Raw genomic sequence first — 24,444 nt, 5'->3', positions numbered from 1 at the left:
CCTCGTTGATTTATTTCCATTCCGCAATGGATTCGATTGGTAATCTGACTGATTTGTATCCCGCATCGGCAGCTTTCCCGATAGAAATCAACATGACAGGATAATAACGTTCTTTGTCCATACCATATGCTTCGGCAATTTGATCTTTTTCATATCCACCTATCGGATTGGTATCATATCCGTGGGCACGTGCAGCAAGCATCAATTGCATGGATACTAATCCTGCATCAATAAGATTCATTTCCCTGAACTGATCTCGAGGCATCGTTTCAAGTAATCCTTTAATGGCTGGCAGCTGTCTGTCTCTAACTTCTGCAGGCATTAGTCCTTCTTCAACAGCTTTGTTGTATATTTCATCTGCATAGTCGAGGCTGTTCATATCAACAAATACAGCGATGACTGCAGAGGATGTTTTCACCTGGGTTTGGTTGAATTTGGCAAGTGGTGCAAGGGTTTCTTTTCCTTCTGCACTGTCGATGACAACAAAACGCCAAGGCTGCAGGTTAACAGAAGACGGTGCAAGAGTAGCCTCCGTAAGAATTTCTGTCATTTCTTCTTTGCTGATTTTCACAGATGGGTCATAGTTTCGGATGGAACGGCGACCTGTGATAATTTCATTGAAATCATTGATTTTTGTTGTATTCATGATGCATTCTCCTTTATGTGTTTTTATTTAGTATTCGATGTCTTGTACATTATCCTGAATTCTGTTCAGCATTCCAGATAAAATCGAACGTTCTTCTTCAGTGAAGGTCTTGAAGACTTTAGAGATGAAAATCTCTTTCTCTTCCCTGTAAGCTTCAATCTTCATTCTTCCTTCTTCTGTCAGTCGAACATAAGTAAAACGGTTATCCGCAGGATTCTTACGACGGGAAACCATTCCTTTTCCTTCAAGCTGTTTCAGGTGCCTGGTCACGGCGGCACTGTCAATATTCACTTCACGCTGAAGTGCGGTCTGACTGATTTCTTCCACTTCAAACAGTCTGTGCAGCAGGTCCAGGCGAGATTGACTGATCCCTGTACAACGCTCAAATTTCGGACTCATTTGCTTATATATATCATTGAGTTGAACAATGATTTTCTCTTCTTCGCGGCACGAGTTGGACAAAGCATCCTCCTCCTTATATATAATTGATAGGTCAATTGTTGACCCGTCAATTAATATAATATATTTCATCCTGATAGTCAATCATTTGGTTTCCGACGTAATAAAAGCCGGCTAAAAGGATTTCTCCTGAGCCAGCTTACTTCGTTCCTATAGTAATGTCATTATATACTAATGTCAATTCCTTCAACTTCCTAATGATTTCCTCTTCATAATCACCTGTAAGAGGGATTTGTTCATCGGCAAAGCTCGAAAGTCCTTCATGGTACCCTATCATGACAGCATGTTTTGCTTTTTGGAACATATTGATGTCATTGGCATCATTACCAAATGCAATAAAATCTCCTTCATCCACTCCAAATTCCGAAAGCGCGCTCCATTTATGAATATTGAAAGGGCTGATATCCACTACGTTTTCATTTGTATGGATATTTACGACGATATCCAAGTCTTGCAATTCATCAATTAATTCTTGAAAGTTAGATGCTGATAACAACAATATCTTCACAATAGAATTCAGTGAAGCGACTGGATGCCTCTGGGCAAGATTGTCGGGATCAAGGAAATTGAGGATTGGATGGTCGAGAGGACCTGTATATGCGTAATCCCACTCGCTATCGATCAAATAGGTTGACTTATATTGCTCGATAAGGCCATAAATTTTTTTAAGGTCTTTTTCATGAAAAGAAGTTGAATGAATCACTTCACCTTTATGATAAAGAAGAGAACCGTTCCCACCAATTAAAGGAAAGGAATGGAATCGTGCATCCAGTACAGGGAGCATATCACGAATCGGTCTGGCAGATGCAAATAATACTTCGTGACCATCCGATTTCAACTCAAGTAAACATTGGACGATTCTTGTTGATATCGGCTTCCCTTTAAAGCAAATCGTCCCATCTAAGTCAAATACAAATTTCAAAATGAACACCCTCTCAAAATATGTTTGATCAAAGGTACATGCAAGGAACCATTTAACACAAAAAAAGACTTACTCCTTTGGTAAGTCCAGTGCCTGATACGCAGCCTGAAATTTCCCGCCATCCGCTACTTCTGAATGATAAAGGGCTTTGAGGGCAAATGTTCTCTCTAAATTCATTTCTTCCATCAATACTTTCAATCTTCCTTGTAATTCTTTATTGTCCCTGACTAACAGTTTCATTTGTGATTTCATATATCTCATACGGCTTTTATTCCCCTTTTCAACATGCTCATTCCATCAATTATATCACTGATCTCTATAGTACTAAAGGGATTTCTATTTGAGCATCTATTTGTAAACCTTCCTATCCCTCACGCTTCCCTTATTCCAGAAACAGCCCAGTTACAATGATCCCTATCCCATTCAAAGCAAAAAAAGCGCCATAAATCATCATGAGCATTCCTGTTCCAAATCCATATGGATCAAATGGGCTTACAGATAAACCGGTCAAGAAAAAAACCACAGGTGTGAGCAATATACAGAATATTCCTGACCAAATTCTCTTCTTTTTATTTTTACCTGAAATCTTCATAACCAAAATGTTTGTCAAGGACAAGATGGTCATAATGATCAGAAATAAGAGAAACAAAACTCCCCAGTCAGACAACGCATTTCCTCCTCATCATCTTTAATGATACGCCATATAAAATGAAATCCCCCAGCTTAGTACTAGAAACAAGAAACTTGCAATCAAATAAGGACTTTTATTAGAAGTACTTGCGGATTCATAGTCATACTTAAATTGGTTATTCGTGATGAACTTAGCGGCCGTTGACGCCTGATTGATTCCAGCACGTTTTGAAATATTGGTAAACCACCCCAGCGCAAAAAAGCAAAGACTTGAAATGAATGCCGTATCCATCAGCCTGAACCCTGTTAATGAACTGATCATCAACGTAGCGGATGTCATGAGTGTAAATAGGATCAAGATGATCGTAAGGGTTAATAATTTTTGGGGGATCCACTTCTCTAGTTGTTTACTGAAATGATCAATGAAAAACGCCACTCCAGTTCCGACGATAAGGATGATAATCGTTAACAAGAGATTATAATAGTAATACATCTAAAGATTCCTCCCCTCATAATTCTAATAAAAGACTAGAGTTTAAATCTTCCTCCACTATTCCTAACCAAAAAAAAATCCTTTCTGCCTGTTCTTATCTTCTAGTACGAAAAAACAGACAAAAAGGTTTCAAATTATTCTAAAATTATCATTTATTGGAAATATGATTAATGAAGTATTTTCCTAGATATACACCGCTTGCCGCTGCCTGGGACAGGGAATGAGTTTCGCCTGAACAATCACCAACCAAAAATAGATTTGATATATCCGTTTCAAATTTCTCATCCGTCGGTAATTTAGGTTCATGAAATTTCGCATCCAACCCGTACAGAAGCGTATCAGGATGGATCGGTTCCCCAATAAGAGTTTCCAGAGAACCTAAAAACTCAGTAAGGGCCATCCCATACAATTCCGGGACCTCTTCTCGCATATTTCCGCATTCCCCATCGAGGGACGGACCTATCAAATTCCCCTCCAACGATTCAGTACGTCTTTGGAGTTTAAAGTCCTCCAATCGCTGTACGACAATCCTCCCTCGTCCTTGATTGATTCCACCTATGATCTCCCCTGCATACTTCATTGCCTCATCATGGGATTGAAAATAACGTGGAACAAATAAACTGAAGTTCAGGTTCGCACTCGGTGTATCCTCTTCTCGAGCATTTTGTCCATCCGGCATCACTAATCCATGCTGGTGCTTCCGGATAATCCTCCCATGTGGATTCATACAGTAAGTTGTGGCACTGAATGTGTCCCTTTCGATTTGCAGCTTTGTTTCAAAGGTGTCCTGTAGAATGGATTGAAGCTGATCACCTTTCATTTCCACGCGAATCCCCATATCCAGGCGCGTCTTTCCCGGAAAAAGGCCAAGTGATGCTGCTTGTTCCTTAAGCCATTTGCTTCCACTCATGCCCGTACCAATCACCAATTTTTCTGTGGTGAAAGGACCGCTTGTCGATGTTAAGTGAAAGGCCCCATCCTTTTTAGAAATGGTCTCGACACGTGTTTCAAAACTGAAAGTAACACGGGTTTTCAGTACTTCATACATCTTCTCGAAAATCTCGCTCGCCAGACGTGTTCCCAAATGACGGACCTCCGTGGAAAGAACCTTCAAGCCCGCCTCACTGCCTCTACTTGAAAGCTCTTCATTTCTCGTACTATAGGAGTGTATGCTATCACCTCCAAATTCACAGAGAATATTGTCAACTTCCCTCATCAAATCAAGAGTGTTTTGCGGTCCGATTTTCCTGCCAAGTTCCCCGCCAAAATCATTCGTATAATTAAATTTGCCCTCGGATTTTCCAAGACCTGCAAACCCTATGTATTTACTGCACACTCCTTCACACGTACAGGTTCCTTCCTCATCTAAACCGCATGTACGTTCACTCAGTTCCTTCCCGAGATCAATCATGTGGATGGAAACATGTTCATTTTGGTTCATCAAGGTATAAGCAAGAAAAATACTGCTTACTCCTGCACCGATGATGGTGATGTCATGGTGATTCGATTGCATCCCTTTTCCCCTTTCTGAGTTGCGTTATTTCATAATGAATAAAACCTTCATGTCTATACCAATAATATGTTACTCCCATCCTACCATAATGACCGTATGAGGTCCGTCCCTCTACTGATCTTTTAAGCTATGATGCAGGTAAGGTATGGAGGCGAGTGTCGAGATCGCTCCGGCAAGTACGATGGTGAGGTTGGTTCCCATTGCTTCTGCTAGTATCCCTGCCAGAAATGCGGCAATCGGCATGAGGACCCACGTCATAAGACGGCTCGTTGCCTGCACCCTCCCCAATAAGTGATCGGGGGACAGAGTTTGTCGGATCGTAATGATGCAGGGACTCATCATTGAAGCACAAAAGGTCCCTACTGCGTTCATGACCACGAGCCAGAAATACGATTCCATCAATCCGAAAGATAGAATCGAAAGTCCGCCGACCACAGAGGCCGTAAATAATATGCTTCTATAAGAAAACCATTTCCGAAAGAAGGTAGACGTCACCGCACCTATAATGGCACCCACTCCGCCAGCTGATAACAACCAGCCTATCATAACCGTATTCATATTCATGGAATCTTTCAAGTGAAACACTATTAATGTAAGGAACAACGTTGTTCCAAATACGGAAGATACCATGGCAAGGTTTGTATACAAAATCGGTTTGGTCTTTAGAACGAATTCAAATCCCTCCTTGATCTCCCCCCATACGGAAGCTCTCGATGAATCTCTCTCATTCCTCTTCATCCTGAGACTTGCAATGGCAAGAAATGAGACGAGAAAACTGACGCTGTTCACCAACAGGGCATACCCTGGATTAAAAAAAGAAATGATCAACCCACCTATACCTGGTGCTAAAAATAGAGCTGAATTAAACATCCCGGAATTCAGTGAATTCACGGCTTGAAGGTCCTTTCTTCTTACCAGACCTGGAATTGAAGCAAATTGAGAAGTATTATAGATTTGACTTAGTGATCCAATACCAAAGACCACTGGATATACCATCCACATCTCCAGCGTACCCTTTATAAATAGAATCCCGATGATCCCGACAAGTATGCACCGCCCTAAATCGCAAAAAAGCAGCAGACGCTTCCGGTTGAATCGATCGGACAAAACTCCTGCGAAAGGCTGCAACAGAATCGGTAATCTCTCAAGTGCCGCTACAATCCCCATGCTCACAGGTGACCCCGTTATAGATAAAACCATAAGTGGAATGGCAATGAAATAGATCTGATCTCCGAAAAATGAAATCAAATTTCCACCCATAAACCTGAAAACAGGATAATTTTTCTTTAAAGGTGGGAAATCTCCCCATTCACTCAGCTTGACCGCACGCTCTCCCATTCTGGACACCCCTTTATTCCTTCTTTAAATAGTGCTTCAATTCATTGGATAACGATTGAACGGCATTCTCTTTCAGGCGATACTTCCCATCAAGGGTTTCAACGAGCCTGGCAGATCTGAGAATTTTTAAATGGTGGTGGACCGTTGATTTCCCCATGCCCAGTTCATTGGTGATTTCCTGGAGCGTCCGTTCTGACCCCTTCAAGAATTTCACCATTCGCAAGCGGGCTTCATCCCCAAGTGCCTTATGCTTCTGGACGAGAAAATAACTTGGCATATCCTTGTCATCGGGATAGATACTTTCGTTGGCGACAGGATAATAAAACACCTTGACTCCTTCAACATCCCCTTCGACATTCCAAGGACGGTAAATGGACTGGGGAATGAGGAGTACTGTGTGGACAGCCGGCTCGGGTAAATAGGTGATGCCGCCGGTGGCCCATTCCACCAAAGCCTCGGGATTGAGCTTTTCACTCATCTCCACCTTTGACTGTCTATCCCTTGTCAATATTGCAGATAGCGTTTCTTGTTCAGGTAGAATCACTTCTTCATACCATCTGGTCATTACACCCATTAAGTGCTTCTTAAGTTTGTGGACATTCGTCGTGCAAATGAATTCAATATAGCCTGGATAATATGGGTTATCATCCGTCTGGTCCTTTAATCTGTTCCGTGATGGCACATCACCCTTTGATGCAAGCATTCGAAGTTCCTGAAATTTAAGCCCTATGTAGGGTATGCAGAGGTATTTAATTTCTTCATCTTCCAAATCATCTAAAAACGTGATGAACTCTTGTAAGGAACCATATCCTCTTTGATGCAATAACAGGAGAAGGGATTTCCAAGTATTATTCTTTTCTACATAATCTAACTCCCGGATCAGGGATTTAGATAGAGACTTTTTTAATTTATCCCATGATGCTTTTGGTTTTTCCAGCGTATCAATGAGCCTAGTGTTGGTGATGGCGGCAATTCCTAAAGCACTCTCCCATAGAAGGGATGATTCGATTCTCACCTCGTATGTTTCTCTCTTCCGACTGGTCATATGAAGTACATCCATATTCAAACACCCCTTTTCCAAAAATTTCTTTCTAGATACATTCTATAATTATAGAATGTTAAATTCAATATTAATCGAACAAAAGTTTCAACTTTTTAAAATCATAAAAAAAAGCACATAAATCCCAATTAGGAATTCATGTGCTCCATATATACATATTACGATTTTACTTTATCCTTCTTGATTTGTTTACTTCTCAACTGACCACAGGCAGCGTCGATATCTGTCCCCTGCTCAACACGTACGCCACAGTTGATGCCATGTTCCAGTAAGGTACCATAGAATTCAACGATGGCTTCTTTCGTACTACGTTGATATTGATTGTGTTCGTCGACCGGATTGTAAGGAATCAGGTTGACGTATGAAAGATGACGCTTATTCTTCAGTAGTTTCGCCAACTGGAGAGCTTCTTCCTTATGATCGTTAACATCACTCAACAAGATATATTCAAATGTTATGCGTCGATTTGTTTTTTCTAAATAGTAATCAATCGCTGGCATTAACTTCTCGAGCGGATACGCACGGTTGATCTTCATGATCCTTGTACGCAATTCGTTGTTTGGTGCGTGAAGAGATACGGCCAGGTTGATTTGAATATTCTCATCGGCAAATTTGTAAATTTTATCAGCCAGTCCACTTGTGGAAACGGTAATATGGCGCGCTCCGATGGAAAGGCCCTTCTGATCATTCACGACACGGAAGAAGTCCATCATATTATCGTAGTTATCGAATGGTTCACCAATCCCCATCACCACGATGTGACTGACACGCTCTCCATTTCCTGCTTCATCTAAATGATGTTGAACATTCATGATCTGTTCGACAATCTCGCCGCTTGATAAATCACGGTTCTTCTTCAAGAGTCCACTTGCACAGAATGTACAACCGATGTTACAGCCCACTTGTGTCGTGACACACACACTCAAGCCATAGTTAAAACGCATCAGAACGGTCTCGATCAGATTACCATCTTCAAGTTTAAACAAGAATTTGATCGTACCGTCCTTCGATTCCTGTTTAACCTCTTGTGTAAGCGTGTGAAGATAGAAGTGATCGTCCAGTAGCTGAACACAGTCAGCGTTCAAATTCTTCATATCCGCAAAGTTTGTCACTCTCTTTTTATATAGCCAATCCCACACTTGAGCCGCACGGAATTTCTTTTGTCCATTTTCAACAAGCCAAGTTGTCAGTTGATCTAATGTTAATCCATATATGGATTTCTTTTCCATTTAAAACCCTCATTTCGAAACTCTACAATTTTCTACTTATCTATACTACTTAAAGTATGGGAATGTTTCAAGGGATTTATAAGTGTTGAGAAGAATTGGAATTCCGTAATATAGTATAAAGATAAAAAAACATACGCCGGGAACTTTACCCGGCGTATGGTCTTAATGATTGATCCGTTGGATAAAATCATCCAATTTCTCTTTATCTTTCAGCTTTTCATTACATTCATCACTATCCTGACAAATATAATTCCCCTTCTTAACAAAGGTTCCATGAGCAGTCGTTTTGGATTCGGAAAGGTAAAACCCTATGCTTCCAAACGTGTTACATATCGTACAAATCCCTTTCTTGCTGCTGTTTTTGAATGTCCCTTTGAACCCTCTCATCTTCCCTTCGTATTCTGCAACGATATATTTCCTTTCCTGACCGTAATCGTTCCAGCCTAGATAGGAAATATCTTTTAACTCTATTTCATCCAATGCAGGTGTTTTTAACTTTTTTACCTTAGGAAATAATTTTTTCACTGCGGAATCACTCAATGCAGGAAAAGGGATCACGAATGGCTTTAGTCCAATCAGAAAATCCTCTGCTTGTTCTGTATCACGGATAGTAACAATCGATTGGAGTTCCTTTTTCTGCAATGGGGATAATTCTTCGAATAGATTCATCACTTTATCGTACACGAGTCCCCTCAATGCTTCGAGAACACCAAGATCATTTACGGTTGAATACCCGTTAATCAGCGCCTGTGTTTGATACTTAATAAAATTGTATTGATCATTTCGAATAAATGGATCCATCGTTATCGCTCCTAAATCTAAAACATTTTGCACTCTTTTCAGCCATGCAGATACGCATGTGCTCTCTTATATACTATATACCCTTATATGCTTTCTGGGTATGTAGAGTTTCTTTTAGAACTAATCTATACACTGAAAAAAGCACTGATACAACTCAGTGCTTTTTGTAGACAATTTTCTTGATTGTTTCACTTGAAAGATAATATTCACAGGCCAATTCTTGGATCGGCTTTCCATTTGAGAAAGCGGCTTTGATGTTGGCATTTCGTTCATCAATGATCCTTCTGCTTCCGGAACGGCTCCCCCACTTTCGGTGCTCCGCTTTCGGTTTGGGTATATAAAGGGTTTCCCCCTGTACATATTTTTGGATCTCTTTTACCAATGATTGAGGTAACACGCTTTCCGCTTTTACATATTTCATTTCAGTCAGCTCCTTATCTTCTATCTGAATTCAGTCAATAAGGTGCAAAGCCGACTTACTAGAAATGAACTTTCAGGGCGATCAAATTAGATACCATCCCATGCAAAGTGTCGCCTTTCTAATAATAGGCTTTGCATGAGACGCTTGAGACTCTGGCAAGATCGATCTCATTACCATGTCGCCACCTCCTTCAACTATTTTCTACTATTATAAAATAAATCCCCTTTATATCCATACAATTTGTTCTACGAATCAACAAACATGGTATAATTTTCTAAATATTATAAAGGAGATGTTCCCATGTTTTCATTTACAGTAGATAAAGAGATTTCAATCGAGCTATTTCAACAGCACCATAAGGAGGAATTATATGAACTGATTGATTCGAACCGGGATCATCTTCGTCCGTGGCTTCTGTGGGTCGATAAACGCCGATCACCAGAGGATCTAGAGCCGGTCATCCCTATTTGGATCCGGAATTATGCGGATAACAACGGATTTGATGCAGGGATACGTTATCATGGGAGGTTGGTCGGTATGATCGGGTTGCATTATATCGATTGGAGAAATCGGAGCACGAGCATCGGATATCTCCTCACAGAAGAAGCACAAGGAAAAGGAATCATCACACGTGCTGTTTCTTCCTTGTTAAACTATTTATTTAACGAATTGGATCTGAACAGGGTGGAAATCCAATGTGCCCTCAACAATGAGAAAAGCATAGGGATTCCAGTCCGATTAGGTTTCACAAAAGAAGGGATCACACGGGATGGGCAGTGGTTATATGATCATTATGAAGACCTTGTAACCTATAGTATGTTAAAAAAAGATTGGCCGGTTTCATAAAATCAACGGAATAAAACAACCGGTTTTTTTGAAGAAAACCGGTTGTTTTATGTTCTGTCCGCTTTAATCAATCCATATGACTCGTTACCTCTTCCCCGATCATGTTCATGACTTTATCCAAAGCAGCTCATTTAATAGATGCACCCTCACAGTGAAGCAACCCATTCAATATCGGTTTAATTTCATGTCTTAAACCATGTACCTTCCAAGGCGCTTACGTAACGTTGGGCAGACTCCTGCACTCTTTCATGTGCATTTTCCTTAACAATCCGATGGAAGGCATTATATAAACGGGCGAACTTCATTTCATCCACTTTTAACGCGATCTCTTTTACTTTTGAAGCCGGAAGGGGAATAAGGTTGGGATAACTGTACATGAAGCTGACCCACTCCCGGTCTGCCACTACCTGGATAATGTCCCCTGTTAGAAGGATGCCTTTACCATTGAAACCTGATTCCCATTCCAGGACGGAACCTCCTTTGAAGTGCCCACCAAGTCGATGGATGGTGAGTCCGTTATGTATATGAATAGATTCACCTGACCAATAAACGATGTGATCACTTTTCCTCATCACCCATTCCCGGTCATCCTCGTGAATATAGATGGGTACGTCAAAAACTTCCGCCCACTCTATTTGAGTAGAATAATAATGTGGGTGGGATAATGCAATGGCGTCCAACCCTCCCAATCTAGTGAACTCACTGATTGTTTCTTCATCAAGATATGAAATGCAGTCCCATAATAAGTTGAATCCTTCGTGTTGAACGAGATAAGCAGTCTGTCCGATCGCAAAATCCGGGGATGTTTTCACACTGTATAGACCAGTTTCTTCCAGAATGATCTTATTTCTGAAAGATTCAGCCTTCATGTTTTCCAATGTGGTCCAGGATTGACCAGTGGGGTTGACATATTGCCTCTCTTCCTCACAAATCATACAATGCTCTGGGATTTCAGACGTTTTTTCATACTGAACTCCACATGTTTTACAGATGTATTGTTGCAAAAGTAAACCTCCTTTTTGAAATATTGGAAATTACTACATTATCATTCTATAAAACGGTCTTTGCATTTGCAAAGGCATTCCATCATGTCATTCTGCTTCCGGATATTTTCCCATACACACATGTATCCGTTAATCGTTCTCCATCAACTGACAGGTCTTCATTTCGAAGGATCCCTTCCAATTCATAGCCGAGTCTTTCAGGAACCGCCCTGCTTTTGTCATTCGTCGATTCACATCTTATCTCGACTCTTTTTCCATTCAGCTCATTAAGAGCCATTTCGGTTAGCTTCCCGACCGCTTCAGCCATATATCCATTTCCACTCATCCGGGTGTCGATCCAATATCCGATTTCGAATTTCGGGACACTCCAATCAATATTGTGAAAACCTGTAGAACCGACGAATTCATTGGTATCTTTCAAAAAGATCAAATACCTTAGGCTTTCCCTGGTAATGAACTTGGCGTGCGCTTCACGGGTGTTCGTCTCCGTTTCTTCAACAGAGGGGTTACTTCGGGCGAAGCCGAGCCACGGCTGTAATTCTGATAAAGAAGCCTTGATCGCTGCATTGACTGCACGGCCGTCACCCGGTTGAGGCATCCTTAGTTCCAGTCTTTCTGTTTCGATCAATGTAGGAACATCAAATAATACGGTATTCATTTCTAAACACTCCCCTGAATTAAATAAAAAAACCTCCTCCTAAAAGAACTGAATCTTACGGACGAGAGTCACCACCTCAGTTATCTTCACCACCTCAGTTATCTTCATCGTACGATTCCAACCTTAATGGATTTAACAACACAGTTCCTATATAGGTCTGATTTTAACAACCCTCTGATCGAATCGTTTAATTTGGAAATATTATAAATTATTGAAATTATATGGTAAAATTGACCTCTTTGTCAATATACCTGGTATACTATTATTCACCTATACTAAATAGGCATAATACTCTATACTAAAGGAAAAAGATTCAACTGGAGGATGAAAATGACTCACCATACAATCACCACTTCCATAGGGGATCAATTGTTTGAAAGAAAATGGGAAATCGCCAACTCGATCTTTTCTAAACTTGCAACATCGTACCCCGACCTCTATATCGAAGAAAGAAGAAATGACAGTCTGCCATATTTTGTTCAGCTCATTGAACTCATTGGCAATGGATTACTGAAAGGGGAAAGCTTTGAGAGTCATTCAAGGAATTGGGGAAAAGAGGTTGGAAGACTTGCTTGCGGTCAAGGAATCCCTCTCAATATGTCAATAAGTAAAGTCTCTTTGTATAAAAAAGCGATATTGGAAGATGTAATCCTTCAAAATGATGAAACTCTGACAAAAGAGATCCTTCTGGAGATTACACATGATATCGACGAATCGTTCACAACAATGATTTCCGCTTTTTGTGAAGCGTATAGTGAATTTGCAGATGAGCAGTTGAAGATCTCTGAGGAAAAATATCTTTCCTTATCTACGCCGGTCGTCCCCATCTTCTCAGACTTGGCTGTACTGCCATTAATAGGTCAAGTCGATGAAGTTCGTGGAGAAATGATGGCAGAGCATGTTCTTCTCGAGTGCAAAAAGCTTTCCATACAACAATTGATCATTGACCTTTCCGGTGTGTATGAAGTGAATCCGTTATTTCAACAAGGGGTCATGAAACTGATTGACAGCCTTAAATTACTTGGAATTGAACCAATTTTATCAGGCATGCGCCCCGAAATGAGTATCGAATTTGTGCAAATGGGAATTAATATTTCAACAATTAAAGTCTATCAAACACTTAATAAAGCAGTAGAAGCACATTAATTGCTCCTGTATAGATAAAAAAGGACATCACAAGCTGAGGTCCTTTTTTATTTGTATATCAGATACTTATCCTGCGTTCAGATTAGACGATCAGTCTGTTTTCCTTGATCTAATAATAAGAAATGACGGCCTTCGTTCTTCATTTTTCAAACTTGGCATGAGATCGATCCCTTCCTTAGTGGGCAGGGGCTCCAGCATCTTTTCCAACATGAAACCATGATCGGTTAGCCCATTAACCAAGGTCGGTATTGTCCTGTGATATTTGATCACTCCGTCTACATACCAATGTTGTTCCCGTTTCCCTTCTTCCCGGTAATGATCAAGTGCCCAGTGCAGCCGGTCCCCTTCTGCATTTTGCCACCAATTTTTCATGTCCTTTCTGGCGGTTACGACCGGGTGCTCAGTTGAATAGATCAACACCCCGCCAGGCTTTAAAAAGGAATGGAGCTTTTGGATCAAAGATTCATAGTCTTCTATATAATGGATCGCGAGTGAACTTACAATCAAATCGAAAAGTTCTGATGGAAGGGATAGATCTTCAATCGGACTGCAAACGTATGTAATATTCTCGTCTCTATTTTCTACTAATGCCCTGGAGATCATCTTTTCAGAAATATCCACCCCTACGACAGCTGATGCACCCATTTCAATACAGTATTTCGACATCCCGCCGGTTCCGCATCCAAGATCCATTACCCTTTTCCCTTTCAGATCTGGAAGCGTATCTTTCATTGCAGGCTGTTCTAGGAAATCATTATAGGTCATTTTGGAATCGCGCAAATTCATATATCCTTCAAAAAATGTGGGGTTATCATAAATGTTTTGCTTCATCATTCTCCTTCTTTCTCTTATTATTCATGAGCTTTCAAATAGGTCGACCAGGCTCAAAAACCCGTTTCATCAGATTCCTATCAAAAATATGGACGGGCTTAGTACCCAGTACTTCCATTTTGCCACTCTTGATTTTCAGACCGGTCTCTTCACTCAGGGCTATGACAGGCTTACGGTATGCCTGAATAAATTGATGGATCAACGGGTCATTTTCTTCCTCGTAATGACACCATATCGAAAAGTCATTTAGAAAAGACAATCCACCTCTCGTCTTGAGCTGGACATCATTATCATCCATATGGATGCACGTTGCTATATGACTGCCCATGACAATTGCACCTGCACTGCCGCCGTAAATCATGCCGCCTTCTTCTTTGAAAGCGGACAAGTGAACGTGGAAATCCGATTGAAGAATGTGATGCATTAAACTGAACGTGTTCCCACCTCCTATATACACTGCAGAGTATCTCTTTAGGTCTGCCATGGTCTTCCCCTTAAAATCCACCCACATTGTAATGTCTTGAAACCCCAAAGGTGCAAACACACTCTTAATCCACTCATAACACGCCTCATACGAAATATCATCCGGATCCATAGCCATCGGCAGATATAATAACGACTTCCCCCCGGTCAACTCACCTGCAAACTCCCTATCAATCAACAACGTCTGATCCCTATCCCCACCGCCAGAAAGATACAAAGCACCCAATATAACCACCTCTTTCTATTGGAGGGACGGACCTCCAATTTCACCAACCTGATTTCCTTGATGATAGCAATAATCAGGGTCCGTTCAATCCTCTATCATAAAGTTCGAGGTCCGTCCCTCTTAATCCTTGAACAGGTATTCAAAAATCATCGGCACCCTTTCTCTCCATGCTATTTCGTTGTGCTCCGCACCATCAATTATTTCAAAGCGGCAGTCCTGAACTTTTTCTTTAAGTATACGATAAACATCCCTGCTTGAATCGATGTAGGTCAAATCATCAATGGTTTCTGTATTTTCTTTTGTGCCTATATCAATGTAAAAACGTTTCACCTGTGATAGATCACTCTCTTTGATCAATTCCTCGATTTCCAATTGATTGAACCAATAAGCAGATGAAATAGATGCTACTTTTTTAAAAATATGAGGATACTTACACGCGGCATAGGTCGATATCAGTCCACCCATTGAACTTCCAGCCATACTTGTTTCTTCAGGATTCGTCCGGTATGTACGATCGATGAGGGGCTTTAATTCATTTACGATAAATTCGATATACTCCTTGCCCTCTCCCCCTATCGATGTGCGATCTGCTGAAAACACATCAGTCATTTCCGTACTTTCCCACGGCCCATATTCGTCCAACCTTTTTAATCCATCATTGCAGTCAATCCCTACTACAATAAGATCCACCTTTTCCTTATCTAGATACTCTCCGATTCTCCATGCCATTCCATATCCAGCATCTTCGTCCCGGTAAAGATTTTGCCCATCATGCATGTAAAGTACTTTGTACCTTTTGGTTTCCATTTCATGATAATCATCTGGTAAATAAACACGTACTGTTCTCTTACGATTTAAAGGTGTTATGTTTACTTCAAAATGCTCATACATACGTTTAACTCCTCTAATGTTTTTATGTAAAGTGTACCATGAATAGTAGAATATGGGTCTATATATTTCGGAATGTAAAAAAAGAGAAAGGGAATGAAGTAGTCAGATAATTCATGTCCAATCCATTAAAAAGGTGCATCTTCTCTAAAGAAGTGCACCCGATAAACATTCCTTATTCACTTTCACTTCGATTATATGAGCTTTCAGGGAGCGTATCCCAGAAAGACGTATCCACCTCTTCAATGGAGCCATCAGCAATCGCCTTTGCCGTCGCCTCTAAACTAATGACCGCCTGCTTTATAAGATATCCATTGCTCTTCTGCCCGAGGACATAATCCTCTCTATAGTGATCAGCCATCCCCCTCATCTCAAAAAGGAGGGTCGCAATCCCGTATTCAGCCGCAAGTCCATTTCGGCTAATCGTTTGAGCGGAATCGCCAATGTATTTAGAGAGGGTCCCGAATCCGCGGCTTTCAACCGTGTTATATAAGACTGCACCAAGCTGCTTTGATTTTTCTACGACTTCGGGATCTACTTCTTCATTAGTCGGGTATAAAATGGAACCGGAGACAAGCTCGTCTGTATCTCCGAGAGTGGTTTCTGCACCTTGATGATGAAGGTCAATCATGTAATCGGGCATATATTCTTGGAGGACGTTTTCATGAAGAGCCCTCGTTTCAGGCTGATTTCGATCGACATGATCACGATTCAAATCCACCCCATTCGCATTGTATCGTGTGTGAGTGCCCGCCACATAATCATCCAACGAAAAATCCACGTCTCCTTCTGCCCCATCTACATTTAAGCGGGGAACAACCAGTATGTTCACGTTTTCTAACAATTCCTTCACTTCTTTTGAGTTCGATGTCAGCTGTTTGATAAACTGAAGAGCTCCTTCAGTCGTCAATGTTTCATTTCCGTGCTGCTGAGTTAAATAAAGGACTGTTGGATTATCCTCATTGTTCCCGAATTTTGCCAGATAAAGATCTCTGCCTTTGACAGACTGTCCGAACACTTCCAGTGATAGAGCATCTGATTTCTGATCCAAATGTTGCAGCATGTTCGCCATTTCCTCGTAACTATGAAGACGCTCGTTTTTAATCGTCTCGTTTCCTTTATAATCTGGGCCATCCGCAAGAACCGATACTCCCGGGGCAGTGTAGGATATTCCTGACGCCACCAACACACTTGAAAGAGCACCAATCATTAGTTTCTTCTTCATTATGTATTCCTCCTCATATATTTCGTCTCCCTCATACTAATTAGAGGTTAAAAGATCGAAACCCTTTTCCAATTATTAAAATGAAACAATGGGACCGAGTTCCGGAATGTCGTATAGATAATCAGTCCTATCATTTTCAAAAAATGTTTACTTTTGTCAAACTATTGAAGCGAGACGAATGGTTCAGTATCTCTTTGCCTGTATTCCACAAAAAAAGAGAAGCCCACTATCATCAGCTTCTCTAAACTCCTATTCTCCCTTTTTACTGCGCAAACACCTTACCTGTTGAATCGACATAAATCGTCTTGACGATCGTTCGATTAAACTTATTTTTGTGCTTTTCCCCATCTAAATCAATGGTTATATTATAAACCCCTTCTCCGAGCTTCGGCAGTTTTAACGAGCCATTTTTGCCTTTCACATTATGCTCTTTCAACTTTCCATTTTTATAGTATTCCAGTGTCATATCGTGAATCAGATCAACCTTTTTGTCCTTTTTATTCAAAATGATTTCATCCTGGACTATATTCACTTCTACGCTATCATTCAATACACTGTCAAAGGAAACGACCATAAGGTATTTTTCAGGTGATGAAGGGTGTGATTCCAAGATCCACTCACCAGATGAGGGTTTTTGAATCGTAATGGTGTGATGATAAGCCCCATTGAAATATTCACTGTCGTCTTTTTTCACTTGGAAAGAAGAAGACATTTCCCCTGAGGGATCTTTCAAAGCCAATTGAGAGGAAGAGCTATCACTGATCCAGTCAAAGGTGACCGACTCTGCACCAGCTTCAACCATGACTTTTTCTACTTTCTTTCCACTGGTTTCCCCTCCTTTGATAAACGAACCTGCCTCAGTGTTGAAGGACTCCTTACTTAGAGTCTTTGAACCCGTTGAATTTATGGTGGTTTCATTTAAGTAATCCTTAAATAGATTGAATGTAGACGACCCCTCCTTGATATTGAAATGATTCCAGTCCCCTACCCTCAATTCTGTGGCATAAGACAGTCTTGAACTATTGACCGTAACCGCCCCGTCATTGCTTCCATAAGGTCTCAGATATAATCCCCCCCAATACAAGGAACTTCCAAAGCTCCCCCACTTTGTCCCTCCGAACGTATAGATCGGATTTTTATTGACATTAACATGCTGATCGGTTTCGGAGCGGAAATAAGCCATATACCCTGTTTGCAATGAGTAGGTGGCATCATTCTTATTGCCAAGGATACCAGCAAGCCAACCCGCCCAACTGCTATAAGCTAAGTCCGCCAATTGGGAGCCGTGATGAGGTGTAGAAAGGGTGATCACTCTTGACACATAAGGAAAGGCACCATAGTGAACGAGAGCCGATTGAGTATCGATTCCTCCTTTACTGTGGGCGACAACCACCACCTTCTCTCCGTAGTAATTATAAATTTCTCGTATTTTTTGCGCCAGGAGCGCGCCGTTGTCCCACATATTCTTTGTAGGATACAAATCGATAAAAGCGGTTTCATATCCATTTTGGTAGGCCGTGTCGTACATATTGTTTTCGTTCCACCATGTATTGGAAGAGCTGTTTAAACCATGAACAAAAAGGATCGGTTGCTTAGATGGAGCCACATACGAAGGGGTCGTACCTACATACCACTGCCCCGGAACTCCAGAAGGATCATCATTTCCGAAAGATCCCGCCTGACTCCAGGATGGCAGGAGTAAAAACAGTGCCAAAATCGACATACTAATCTTTTTGATCATATCCTCTCTCCTTTACCGCTGAACTAAACCTGTAAAGTATATCGACACGAATCAGAAGATATGCCCGGTTTAAGTAATATGTGAAGAAAGATCTAAAAGGTGGTGGAAGATTAGTAAGAATGACTCAGATGGATAATTTCACTATTTGATAGGCAACCATTCCACTCATATTAAGCTTGTTTAAATGTGTTTGTTCATTCTATTATTATCGAAAAACCTATGCTATAGTATGAGCAATTGATTTCGATTATCGATATCGGTTATCGATATTAAACGGAGGTGATTACAGTGGAAGATAAAGTATTACGGAAACTATTCCTCGGTTTCATTCAAATACACATTCTTCATCATGCCAAAGAGGAGCCCATTTATGGGACATGGATGCTGGAGGAACTGAGAGAGCATGGTTATAGCATCAGCTCGGGTACTTTGTATCCAATCCTGCATTCGATGGAAACCGACGGCCTGTTAATAAAAGAAGATAAAAACGTGGACGGGAAAATCAGGAAATATTATTCCACAACTGACAAAGGAAGTGCAGTTCTGATTGAGGCCCGTAACAAAGCGTTCGAGCTTTTTAAAGAAATCAAAGATTGATAAGAAGGTGAATAATCATGAAATCAGCATTGAATCTTAAAACACTATTGGAAATTCTTATTATTTCAACCAGACTTGGCTTCACCTCATTTGGAGGACCGGTTGCCCATCTTGGTTATTTCCATGAAGAATATGTTCGCAAAAGGAAATGGATGGACGAAAAAAGCTATGCCGATCTCGTTGCCCTTTGTCAGTTCCTGCCTGGACCGGCAAGCAGTCAGGTTGGGATGGGTATAGGCATTATGCGCGCCGGGGTGCTTGGAGGTATGGTTTCTTTTCTTGGATTCACTCTTCCTTCGGTCGTTGCATTAGTACTCTTTGCCCTCTTCCTTCAGGGGGTGGGTGTAACTGATGCCGGATGGATACACGGATTGAAAATCGTTGCAGTTGCAGTAGTCGGTCATGCGATCTTAGGAATGGCACAAAAGTTGACGCCGGACTTAAAAAGAAAAGCCATTGCCCTATTCGCTCTGGTTGTCATCTTGATGTGGCAGACCGCCATCTCCCAGGTGGCAGTCATCCTTTTGTCTGCCCTGATCGGCTTCCTATTTTATAAACATCATGCTTCAGATCAGGAAATAAGAGTGAAGATCCCGATTTCCCGCAGATTAGCGGTGATTTGCTTATCGATATTCTTTGGATTATTAATTCTCCTTCCGATTTTCCGGGAAGCAACCACATTGGAATGGGTGGCACTCTTTGATAGTTTCTATAGATCCGGGGCTCTGGTCTTTGGTGGAGGGCATGTTGTATTACCGTTGTTGGAACGTGAATTTGTCCCGACAGGGTGGCTGACTGAAGAACAGTTCCTAGCAGGGTATGGAGCAGCCCAGGCAGTTCCGGGTCCCCTTTTCACCTTTGCCGCTTATATTGGGGCTGTTATTAACGGATGGAAAGGTGGGATGCTTGCGACGGTTGCCATTTTCCTTCCTGCATTCCTGTTGATTACAGGGGCCTTGCCGTTCTGGGATTCCCTTCGCCAGAACCCAAAGATAAAAGGCGGATTGATGGGGGTGAATGCAGCAGTAGTCGGGATTCTGATAGCGGCATTCTATCACCCCATCTGGACATCCTCGATCCTTGCTCCTGTCGATTTTGCTTTAGCGTCTATTCTCTTCAGTATGTTGGTGTTCTGGAAGCTGCCGCCTTGGATGGTGGTAATGGCAGGGGCACTAGGTGGGCTTGTAATAAAAATTATGTAGTAAAATACAGAAATGAGCCAGGCAGATCGCCTGGCTCATTTCAATTTATTCCTATCTTCTGTTTTTCGAATGTAAGGGGAAACTCATCTTCTTATAAACCGGTACGCCAGATAAGCAATATATAAAGGCGTTGCAATGTAAATTAAATAAGGAAATTCTTCATATGTCCCCTTGAAGATGACATACAATAATGCCCCTATAAAGATTGTCACAATCGTCCCATACTTAGGTAATGGAACTTCTTTCAGACTCGGTATCCTGATCCTGCTCACCATCAGAAAGCACATCGCTGTAAAAATGACCGTTGTTACGATATTCGGAATCCAGTTACCGAACAATGTTAGAATGGCTAGGATTCCACCCGCAGCCGTTATAGGGACTCCCACAAAATAGTGAAGAGATGATTTCGGCGGACTTGTGTTGAATCGTGCAAGACGGTACGCACCGAATAAAGGGAATAAACCAGCCACTATGAACCCTAATAGTCCGAATTGAAAAAAGTATGTATAATACACAAGGAATGATGGTGCAACTCCGAAGGTCACGATGTCCGCCAATGAATCCAATTCCTTACCAAGAACACTGTCTGCATTTAGCATCCTCGCAAGCCTACCGTCCATACTGTCGAGCATCATGCCTATAATGATTAAAACTGCTGCATTTTTAAATTGACCATTTGCTGCAAATCCAATGGATAAGAATCCGCAATATAAATTCCCCAAGGTCACCATGTTGGGGATTTTTTTCGTTAGTTTCATTTTTAGTCCTCGCTCTGCCAAATATTCTATTAGTATTAGAATACCATTTTATTCATCTTCATAAAGCTGTGTCATAAAAAAACTTCAATAATTCCTATAAAAAACCTCATTTTCAATTTACAAACTTCAAAATTAGACATACTATAAACAAGGATGATAATAACACAATTATATGAATCGCATTCTAATATTATATGGTGATGATCAAATGATTAGAAAAAAACTAAGAGAATTAAAGTGCCTGACTTTAAAACTATTGAGGCTTAAAGATAATGCGCATAGCATCGCTTTGGGATTCACGGTTGGCTTATTGATTAATTTCGTGCCTTCCTTCGGTATCGGTCCTGTCATTTCTACAGCCAGTGCAAAGATATTCAAAGGAAACCCGTTCGCCGGTTTAGTTGGCGGGGTCTCTTTAATCTGGGCTTTCCCTTTCTTCTTTTACTTGAACCTTGTGGTAGGACATCTCTTCTTTCCGCTTGATTCCTCGGGTGATGCAGTAGGGGTCGGATTGCAAATAGGAAAAGCATTCTTTACAGGTATGATGATCAACATCCCCTTATGCGGGATCCTGACCTATGCCATCATGAATTCTGCCGTTAAAAAATACCGGGGGACATTGCTGACATTTGTTCAAAGAAAGTGGAACGTATAACCTTCTCTCTTTTTGCAGATTTCCGGGTCAATTCCACTCTATTACTTTCAATTTTTTGAAACTCTTTCACGGATTCATTCGTATATATTTTTATAATGAATTCTTACTTATGATTACCACATTTTATTCTATTTCATCTCGCACTTTGTTATAATTTAACTATCACAAGTCGAGCATAAAATGAGAAAGAGGAGGATTGAAATGACTGGAACAATAGCTGTAATCATGATTTTTTCCATCCCCATTCTTGGTATCATTACAGACCATTTCCAAAAACAATCCAAGCTGAAACAAAAAATGATAGAAGATGAACTCGAACTTGAAAAACTCAAACATGAAAATTTTGTCATAGAAACCCAAAAAATGAGGCTTGAATTAGAAAAAATGAACCTCGAAGATCCCAAGGAGAAGACGCATACGATTTGAAGATATGCAGTGAAAGAGCCGGTCACATAGTGGCTGGCTCTTTTCCATGATTATGTTAAATACTCCTCAGCAAGGGATGGGTTGAGATACCTTGCCATTCCCGTCTTCAAACTTTTCATGCCGTGCTTTCTATAAAAAGCTTCATTGCCCGTAGTCGAGATCAATAAGACACAAGACACATCCGCCAGTTGTTCTAATAAGTCCTTCATAATATGAGATGCAATCCCCTTGCGTTGATAATCACGGTGGACGACCATATCATAGATCGTTGCATTGAAGACACCATCCGTCAAGGCTCTTCCCACTCCCACAATACGCCCTTCTAAAATGGCCAAAGATACGATATCACTTCTGTGAAATATTTTGTATATCACCTCGTTTGTATGCTTTTTCCAGCCTACCGAATGGTAAACATCTTTCATTTCATCCAGCCTATCCGGTTCGAATCGATTCAGGATTCTAACTTCCACCGTCAACCCCCCTTTATTTTCTGTTATTACTCGACTGTTTCCTTTTTAAAACACGAATAGGAATTCATTCACTGCCCCATTTCCGCTTTCAACTTTTGAATTACATCACTCACTTGAAGTACTCCCACGTTACCCTCCTTCCTTTTTCTGAGTGACACCGATTGTTGCTGGATTTCTTTATCCCCTACCACCATCATATAAGGAACTTTCTGCATCTCGGCTTCCCTGATTTTCAGCCCCATTTTCTGAACGCGATCGTCCAGTTCCACTCTGAATCCTTCTCTTTCAAGCTTTGACTTCACTTCTTGGGCATACGGGACATGAGCTTCAGCTATAGGAAGGATCTTCACTTGATGGGGAGCCAACCAGAGGGGGAAATCTCCTCCGAAATGCTCAATGATAATGGCCATGAACCGTTCGATCGATCCATAAATGGCCCGATGGATCATGATCGGTCTCTCTACCCCGTTATCTTCACCGATATATTCACAATGGAATTTTTCAGGCATTTGAAAATCAAGTTGAACTGTTCCGCACTGCCAGCTTCTACCCAGACAATCCAGAATGTGAAAGTCGATCTTCGGTCCGTAGAAGGCCCCATCACCATGATTGATGTGATAATCGACGCCCCTTTCTTCTAATACTCCTTCCAGGTCCCCTTCCGCTTGATTCCATAGGTCAACTGACCCCATAAAATCTTCCGGTCGAGTTGATAGTTCGACTTTGTATTCGAAACCGAATTTTCCATAAAAACGATCAATGAGATCGAGTACTTTATGGAGCTCTGCACGAATCTGATCTTCCCTTACAAACAGATGGGCATCATCTTGAGTGAAAGAACGGACTCTCAGTAATCCGCTTAACGATCCTGAAAGCTCATGACGATGAACCAACCCAAGCTCTCCGTAACGAATAGGTAATTCCCGATAGCTTCGCCGCTTACTTTTATAAATCAGGACAGCTCCAGGACAGCTCATTGGCTTAATGGCATATTTCTGATCATCCACCTCTGAGAAATACATGTTTTCATGATAATGATCCCAGTGTCCCGACTTCTCCCATAATTCCTGTTTCATCATGATGGGTGTCCTGATTTCCTGATAGCCTGCCTTCAGGTGCTCCTTTTTCCAAAATTCCTCCAGCTCATTCCGCAAGAGCATCCCCTTTGGTAAATAAAACGGCATCCCTGGTGCTTCTTCCATGGAGATGAATAATTCCAGCTCTTGACCCAATTTCCTGTGATTTCTTTTTTCCACCTCTGATTGAATAGACATGTCTTTTCCTCCTTGAAATTTTGTATATAAAAAACCGCACCCATCCCTAACCAAGGGACGAATGCGGTCGTGGTACCACCCTAATTCCGAAGTCCAAAATTCAATTGGTCCTTCGCTCAAAGTTGATAACGGTTTTCCCGATTATGGATACTGTCATTTCCCCATAATAGCTCCAAGGTGGTAAGTCATTTTCCTTTCTTCAGGGCTTGCAGCCAGGTGACCCTGTTCTCTGGTAAGAAAGTGGAAATGATTCGTGTCCTCTTCATAGCGCACAGCTTCATTCAATTAAAAAAACCGCACTCATCCCTAACCAAGGGACGAGTGCGGTCGTGGTTCCACCCTAATTTCGAAGTGTAAATAAAACGCTTCGCTTAAGTAAGATAACGGTTTTCCCGATCATGGATACTGACTTTCCCCATGATAGCTCCGAGGTGGTAAGACATTCAATCCTCTTCAGGGCTCTCAGCCGGTGACCCTGTTCTCTGATCAAGAAAATAGTGAA

The 24,444-nt window shown here is 41.3% G+C and carries 28 protein-coding genes; 6 read left to right on the top strand and 22 right to left on the bottom strand.

The genetic code is table 11. The features are described from left to right. Window positions 1-10: 10 nt before the first annotated feature. From P8596_RS11445 to P8596_RS11390, 12 genes are all read right to left on the bottom strand, one after another. Window positions 11-646, bottom strand: a complete 636-nt coding sequence (locus P8596_RS11445; RefSeq protein ID WP_279726881.1) for a nitroreductase family protein — start codon at window positions 644-646, stop codon at window positions 11-13. 27 nt (window positions 647-673) lie between these two features. Further along, on the bottom strand, window positions 674-1,108 hold the full coding sequence (locus P8596_RS11440; protein ID WP_061810271.1) for a MarR family winged helix-turn-helix transcriptional regulator: 435 nt from the start codon (window positions 1,106-1,108) through the stop codon (window positions 674-676). 136 nt (window positions 1,109-1,244) lie between these two features. Continuing rightward, window positions 1,245-2,027, bottom strand: a complete 783-nt coding sequence (locus tag P8596_RS11435) for an HAD-IIB family hydrolase (RefSeq protein WP_224520113.1) — start codon at window positions 2,025-2,027, stop codon at window positions 1,245-1,247. Between the two features lie 69 nt (window positions 2,028-2,096). Next, window positions 2,097-2,288 (bottom strand): hypothetical protein, encoded by a 192-nt coding sequence (locus P8596_RS11430; RefSeq protein WP_034759734.1) that lies wholly within the window; start codon window positions 2,286-2,288, stop codon window positions 2,097-2,099. 121 nt (window positions 2,289-2,409) lie between these two features. Beyond that, on the bottom strand, window positions 2,410-2,694 hold the full coding sequence (locus P8596_RS11425) for a hypothetical protein (RefSeq protein ID WP_034759736.1): 285 nt from the start codon (window positions 2,692-2,694) through the stop codon (window positions 2,410-2,412). 21 nt (window positions 2,695-2,715) lie between these two features. Then, window positions 2,716-3,150, bottom strand: coding sequence for a hypothetical protein (locus P8596_RS11420; RefSeq protein WP_224520115.1), 435 nt, complete (start codon window positions 3,148-3,150; stop codon window positions 2,716-2,718). 148 nt (window positions 3,151-3,298) lie between these two features. Then, on the bottom strand, window positions 3,299-4,663 hold the full coding sequence (locus P8596_RS11415) for an NAD(FAD)-utilizing dehydrogenase (protein WP_224520116.1): 1,365 nt from the start codon (window positions 4,661-4,663) through the stop codon (window positions 3,299-3,301). 111 nt (window positions 4,664-4,774) lie between these two features. Further along, the gene (locus P8596_RS11410; protein ID WP_224520117.1) at window positions 4,775-6,001 is read right to left on the bottom strand and encodes an MFS transporter; all 1,227 of its coding nucleotides are present in this window, start codon (window positions 5,999-6,001) and stop codon (window positions 4,775-4,777) included. 13 nt (window positions 6,002-6,014) lie between these two features. Then, window positions 6,015-7,061, bottom strand: a complete 1,047-nt coding sequence (locus tag P8596_RS11405) for an ArsR/SmtB family transcription factor (protein ID WP_279726879.1) — start codon at window positions 7,059-7,061, stop codon at window positions 6,015-6,017. A 158-nt stretch (window positions 7,062-7,219) separates the two neighbouring features. Continuing rightward, window positions 7,220-8,290: a dual-specificity RNA methyltransferase RlmN gene (gene rlmN / locus P8596_RS11400; RefSeq protein WP_034759748.1), complete on the bottom strand. Its 1,071-nt coding sequence runs from the start codon at window positions 8,288-8,290 to the stop codon at window positions 7,220-7,222. Window positions 8,291-8,452: 162 nt separating this feature from the next. After that, window positions 8,453-9,091, bottom strand: coding sequence for a FusB/FusC family EF-G-binding protein (locus P8596_RS11395; RefSeq protein WP_224520119.1), 639 nt, complete (start codon window positions 9,089-9,091; stop codon window positions 8,453-8,455). A gap of 154 nt (window positions 9,092-9,245) precedes the next feature. Further along, the gene (locus P8596_RS11390; protein ID WP_224520120.1) at window positions 9,246-9,512 is read right to left on the bottom strand and encodes a CD3324 family protein; all 267 of its coding nucleotides are present in this window, start codon (window positions 9,510-9,512) and stop codon (window positions 9,246-9,248) included. A gap of 300 nt (window positions 9,513-9,812) precedes the next feature. Here P8596_RS11390 and P8596_RS11385 point away from each other — a divergent pair, with 300 nt between their 5' ends. Then, complete coding sequence (locus P8596_RS11385; protein ID WP_224520121.1) at window positions 9,813-10,358, top strand: GNAT family N-acetyltransferase; 546 nt, start codon at window positions 9,813-9,815, stop codon at window positions 10,356-10,358. 182 nt (window positions 10,359-10,540) lie between these two features. On the opposite strand, the gene P8596_RS11380 is transcribed toward P8596_RS11385, so the two are convergent. Both P8596_RS11380 and P8596_RS11375 read right to left on the bottom strand, forming a co-directional pair. Continuing rightward, window positions 10,541-11,362: an MBL fold metallo-hydrolase gene (locus P8596_RS11380; protein WP_061810262.1), complete on the bottom strand. Its 822-nt coding sequence runs from the start codon at window positions 11,360-11,362 to the stop codon at window positions 10,541-10,543. A gap of 82 nt (window positions 11,363-11,444) precedes the next feature. After that, the gene (locus P8596_RS11375; RefSeq protein WP_224520122.1) at window positions 11,445-12,020 is read right to left on the bottom strand and encodes a GNAT family N-acetyltransferase; all 576 of its coding nucleotides are present in this window, start codon (window positions 12,018-12,020) and stop codon (window positions 11,445-11,447) included. Window positions 12,021-12,350: 330 nt separating this feature from the next. Here P8596_RS11375 and P8596_RS11370 point away from each other — a divergent pair, with 330 nt between their 5' ends. Then, window positions 12,351-13,166, top strand: coding sequence for an STAS domain-containing protein (locus P8596_RS11370; protein WP_224520123.1), 816 nt, complete (start codon window positions 12,351-12,353; stop codon window positions 13,164-13,166). Window positions 13,167-13,256: 90 nt separating this feature from the next. Here P8596_RS11370 and P8596_RS11365 read toward each other — a convergent pair whose 3' ends face one another. The 5 genes from P8596_RS11365 to P8596_RS11345 form a co-directional block, all read right to left on the bottom strand. Further along, a complete protein-coding gene (locus P8596_RS11365) occupies window positions 13,257-13,997 on the bottom strand; it encodes a class I SAM-dependent methyltransferase (RefSeq protein ID WP_224521096.1) in 741 nt (246 codons plus the stop codon). 34 nt (window positions 13,998-14,031) lie between these two features. Then, window positions 14,032-14,706 (bottom strand): Type 1 glutamine amidotransferase-like domain-containing protein, encoded by a 675-nt coding sequence (locus tag P8596_RS11360; RefSeq protein ID WP_224520124.1) that lies wholly within the window; start codon window positions 14,704-14,706, stop codon window positions 14,032-14,034. Between the two features lie 120 nt (window positions 14,707-14,826). After that, window positions 14,827-15,597 (bottom strand): alpha/beta hydrolase, encoded by a 771-nt coding sequence (locus P8596_RS11355; RefSeq protein WP_224520125.1) that lies wholly within the window; start codon window positions 15,595-15,597, stop codon window positions 14,827-14,829. Between the two features lie 172 nt (window positions 15,598-15,769). Further along, the gene (locus P8596_RS11350; protein WP_279726878.1) at window positions 15,770-16,819 is read right to left on the bottom strand and encodes a M14 family metallopeptidase; all 1,050 of its coding nucleotides are present in this window, start codon (window positions 16,817-16,819) and stop codon (window positions 15,770-15,772) included. Between the two features lie 262 nt (window positions 16,820-17,081). Continuing rightward, a complete protein-coding gene (locus P8596_RS11345; RefSeq protein ID WP_224520127.1) occupies window positions 17,082-18,560 on the bottom strand; it encodes a lipase family alpha/beta hydrolase in 1,479 nt (492 codons plus the stop codon). A 288-nt stretch (window positions 18,561-18,848) separates the two neighbouring features. Here P8596_RS11345 and P8596_RS11340 point away from each other — a divergent pair, with 288 nt between their 5' ends. Both P8596_RS11340 and P8596_RS11335 read left to right on the top strand, forming a co-directional pair. Continuing rightward, the gene (locus P8596_RS11340; RefSeq protein WP_224520128.1) at window positions 18,849-19,157 is read left to right on the top strand and encodes a PadR family transcriptional regulator; all 309 of its coding nucleotides are present in this window, start codon (window positions 18,849-18,851) and stop codon (window positions 19,155-19,157) included. Between the two features lie 17 nt (window positions 19,158-19,174). Further along, window positions 19,175-20,359, top strand: coding sequence for a chromate transporter (locus P8596_RS11335; RefSeq protein ID WP_224520129.1), 1,185 nt, complete (start codon window positions 19,175-19,177; stop codon window positions 20,357-20,359). An 83-nt stretch (window positions 20,360-20,442) separates the two neighbouring features. Here the strand turns inward: P8596_RS11335 and pssA are convergent, their stop codons facing one another. Continuing rightward, complete coding sequence (gene pssA, locus P8596_RS11330) at window positions 20,443-21,117, bottom strand: CDP-diacylglycerol--serine O-phosphatidyltransferase (protein ID WP_034759788.1); 675 nt, start codon at window positions 21,115-21,117, stop codon at window positions 20,443-20,445. Between the two features lie 208 nt (window positions 21,118-21,325). Here pssA and P8596_RS11325 point away from each other — a divergent pair, with 208 nt between their 5' ends. Then, window positions 21,326-21,772 (top strand): DUF2062 domain-containing protein, encoded by a 447-nt coding sequence (locus P8596_RS11325; RefSeq protein ID WP_224520130.1) that lies wholly within the window; start codon window positions 21,326-21,328, stop codon window positions 21,770-21,772. Window positions 21,773-21,973: 201 nt separating this feature from the next. Next, window positions 21,974-22,198 carry a hypothetical protein gene (locus tag P8596_RS11320; RefSeq protein ID WP_034759793.1) on the top strand — a complete coding sequence of 75 codons (225 nt, stop codon included), beginning with the start codon at window positions 21,974-21,976 and terminating at the stop codon, window positions 22,196-22,198. Window positions 22,199-22,248: 50 nt separating this feature from the next. Here P8596_RS11320 and P8596_RS11315 read toward each other — a convergent pair whose 3' ends face one another. Together P8596_RS11315 and thrS are read right to left on the bottom strand one after the other, a co-directional pair. After that, a complete protein-coding gene (locus tag P8596_RS11315; protein ID WP_397545322.1) occupies window positions 22,249-22,668 on the bottom strand; it encodes a GNAT family N-acetyltransferase in 420 nt (139 codons plus the stop codon). A gap of 68 nt (window positions 22,669-22,736) precedes the next feature. After that, window positions 22,737-23,942, bottom strand: a complete 1,206-nt coding sequence (gene thrS, locus P8596_RS11310) for a threonine--tRNA ligase (RefSeq protein WP_224520131.1) — start codon at window positions 23,940-23,942, stop codon at window positions 22,737-22,739. Between the last annotated feature and the right edge of the window lie 502 nt (window positions 23,943-24,444).

The sequence above is a fragment of the Rossellomorea sp. DA94 genome (genome assembly GCF_029834455.1).
Taxonomy (GTDB): domain Bacteria; phylum Bacillota; class Bacilli; order Bacillales; family Bacillaceae_B; genus Rossellomorea; species Rossellomorea vietnamensis.
Note: the sequence above shows the minus strand (reverse complement) of the source record. Positions and strands in the feature narration are given on the sequence as shown.

What these genes read in the sequence shown, in the direction of transcription:
- P8596_RS11445 (WP_279726881.1), bottom strand. Translation starts at nt 646, where the DNA reads ATGAATACAACAAAAATCAATGATTTCAATGAAATTATCACAGGTCGC.
- P8596_RS11430 (WP_034759734.1), bottom strand. Translation starts at nt 2,288, where the DNA reads ATGAGATATATGAAATCACAAATGAAACTGTTAGTCAGGGACAATAAA.
- P8596_RS11420 (WP_224520115.1), bottom strand. Translation starts at nt 3,150, where the DNA reads ATGTATTACTATTATAATCTCTTGTTAACGATTATCATCCTTATCGTC.
- P8596_RS11415 (WP_224520116.1), bottom strand. Translation starts at nt 4,663, where the DNA reads ATGCAATCGAATCACCATGACATCACCATCATCGGTGCAGGAGTAAGC.
- P8596_RS11410 (WP_224520117.1), bottom strand. Translation starts at nt 6,001, where the DNA reads ATGGGAGAGCGTGCGGTCAAGCTGAGTGAATGGGGAGATTTCCCACCT.
- P8596_RS11405 (WP_279726879.1), bottom strand. Translation starts at nt 7,061, where the DNA reads ATGGATGTACTTCATATGACCAGTCGGAAGAGAGAAACATACGAGGTG.
- rlmN (WP_034759748.1), bottom strand. Translation starts at nt 8,290, where the DNA reads ATGGAAAAGAAATCCATATATGGATTAACATTAGATCAACTGACAACT.
- P8596_RS11395 (WP_224520119.1), bottom strand. Translation starts at nt 9,091, where the DNA reads ATGGATCCATTTATTCGAAATGATCAATACAATTTTATTAAGTATCAA.
- P8596_RS11390 (WP_224520120.1), bottom strand. Translation starts at nt 9,512, where the DNA reads ATGAAATATGTAAAAGCGGAAAGCGTGTTACCTCAATCATTGGTAAAA.
- P8596_RS11385 (WP_224520121.1), top strand. Translation starts at nt 9,813, where the DNA reads ATGTTTTCATTTACAGTAGATAAAGAGATTTCAATCGAGCTATTTCAA.
- P8596_RS11375 (WP_224520122.1), bottom strand. Translation starts at nt 12,020, where the DNA reads ATGAATACCGTATTATTTGATGTTCCTACATTGATCGAAACAGAAAGA.
- P8596_RS11370 (WP_224520123.1), top strand. Translation starts at nt 12,351, where the DNA reads ATGACTCACCATACAATCACCACTTCCATAGGGGATCAATTGTTTGAA.
- P8596_RS11365 (WP_224521096.1), bottom strand. Translation starts at nt 13,997, where the DNA reads ATGAAGCAAAACATTTATGATAACCCCACATTTTTTGAAGGATATATG.
- P8596_RS11355 (WP_224520125.1), bottom strand. Translation starts at nt 15,597, where the DNA reads ATGTATGAGCATTTTGAAGTAAACATAACACCTTTAAATCGTAAGAGA.
- P8596_RS11350 (WP_279726878.1), bottom strand. Translation starts at nt 16,819, where the DNA reads ATGAAGAAGAAACTAATGATTGGTGCTCTTTCAAGTGTGTTGGTGGCG.
- P8596_RS11345 (WP_224520127.1), bottom strand. Translation starts at nt 18,560, where the DNA reads ATGATCAAAAAGATTAGTATGTCGATTTTGGCACTGTTTTTACTCCTG.
- P8596_RS11335 (WP_224520129.1), top strand. Translation starts at nt 19,175, where the DNA reads ATGAAATCAGCATTGAATCTTAAAACACTATTGGAAATTCTTATTATT.
- pssA (WP_034759788.1), bottom strand. Translation starts at nt 21,117, where the DNA reads ATGAAACTAACGAAAAAAATCCCCAACATGGTGACCTTGGGGAATTTA.
- P8596_RS11325 (WP_224520130.1), top strand. Translation starts at nt 21,326, where the DNA reads ATGATTAGAAAAAAACTAAGAGAATTAAAGTGCCTGACTTTAAAACTA.
- P8596_RS11320 (WP_034759793.1), top strand. Translation starts at nt 21,974, where the DNA reads ATGACTGGAACAATAGCTGTAATCATGATTTTTTCCATCCCCATTCTT.
- thrS (WP_224520131.1), bottom strand. Translation starts at nt 23,942, where the DNA reads ATGTCTATTCAATCAGAGGTGGAAAAAAGAAATCACAGGAAATTGGGT.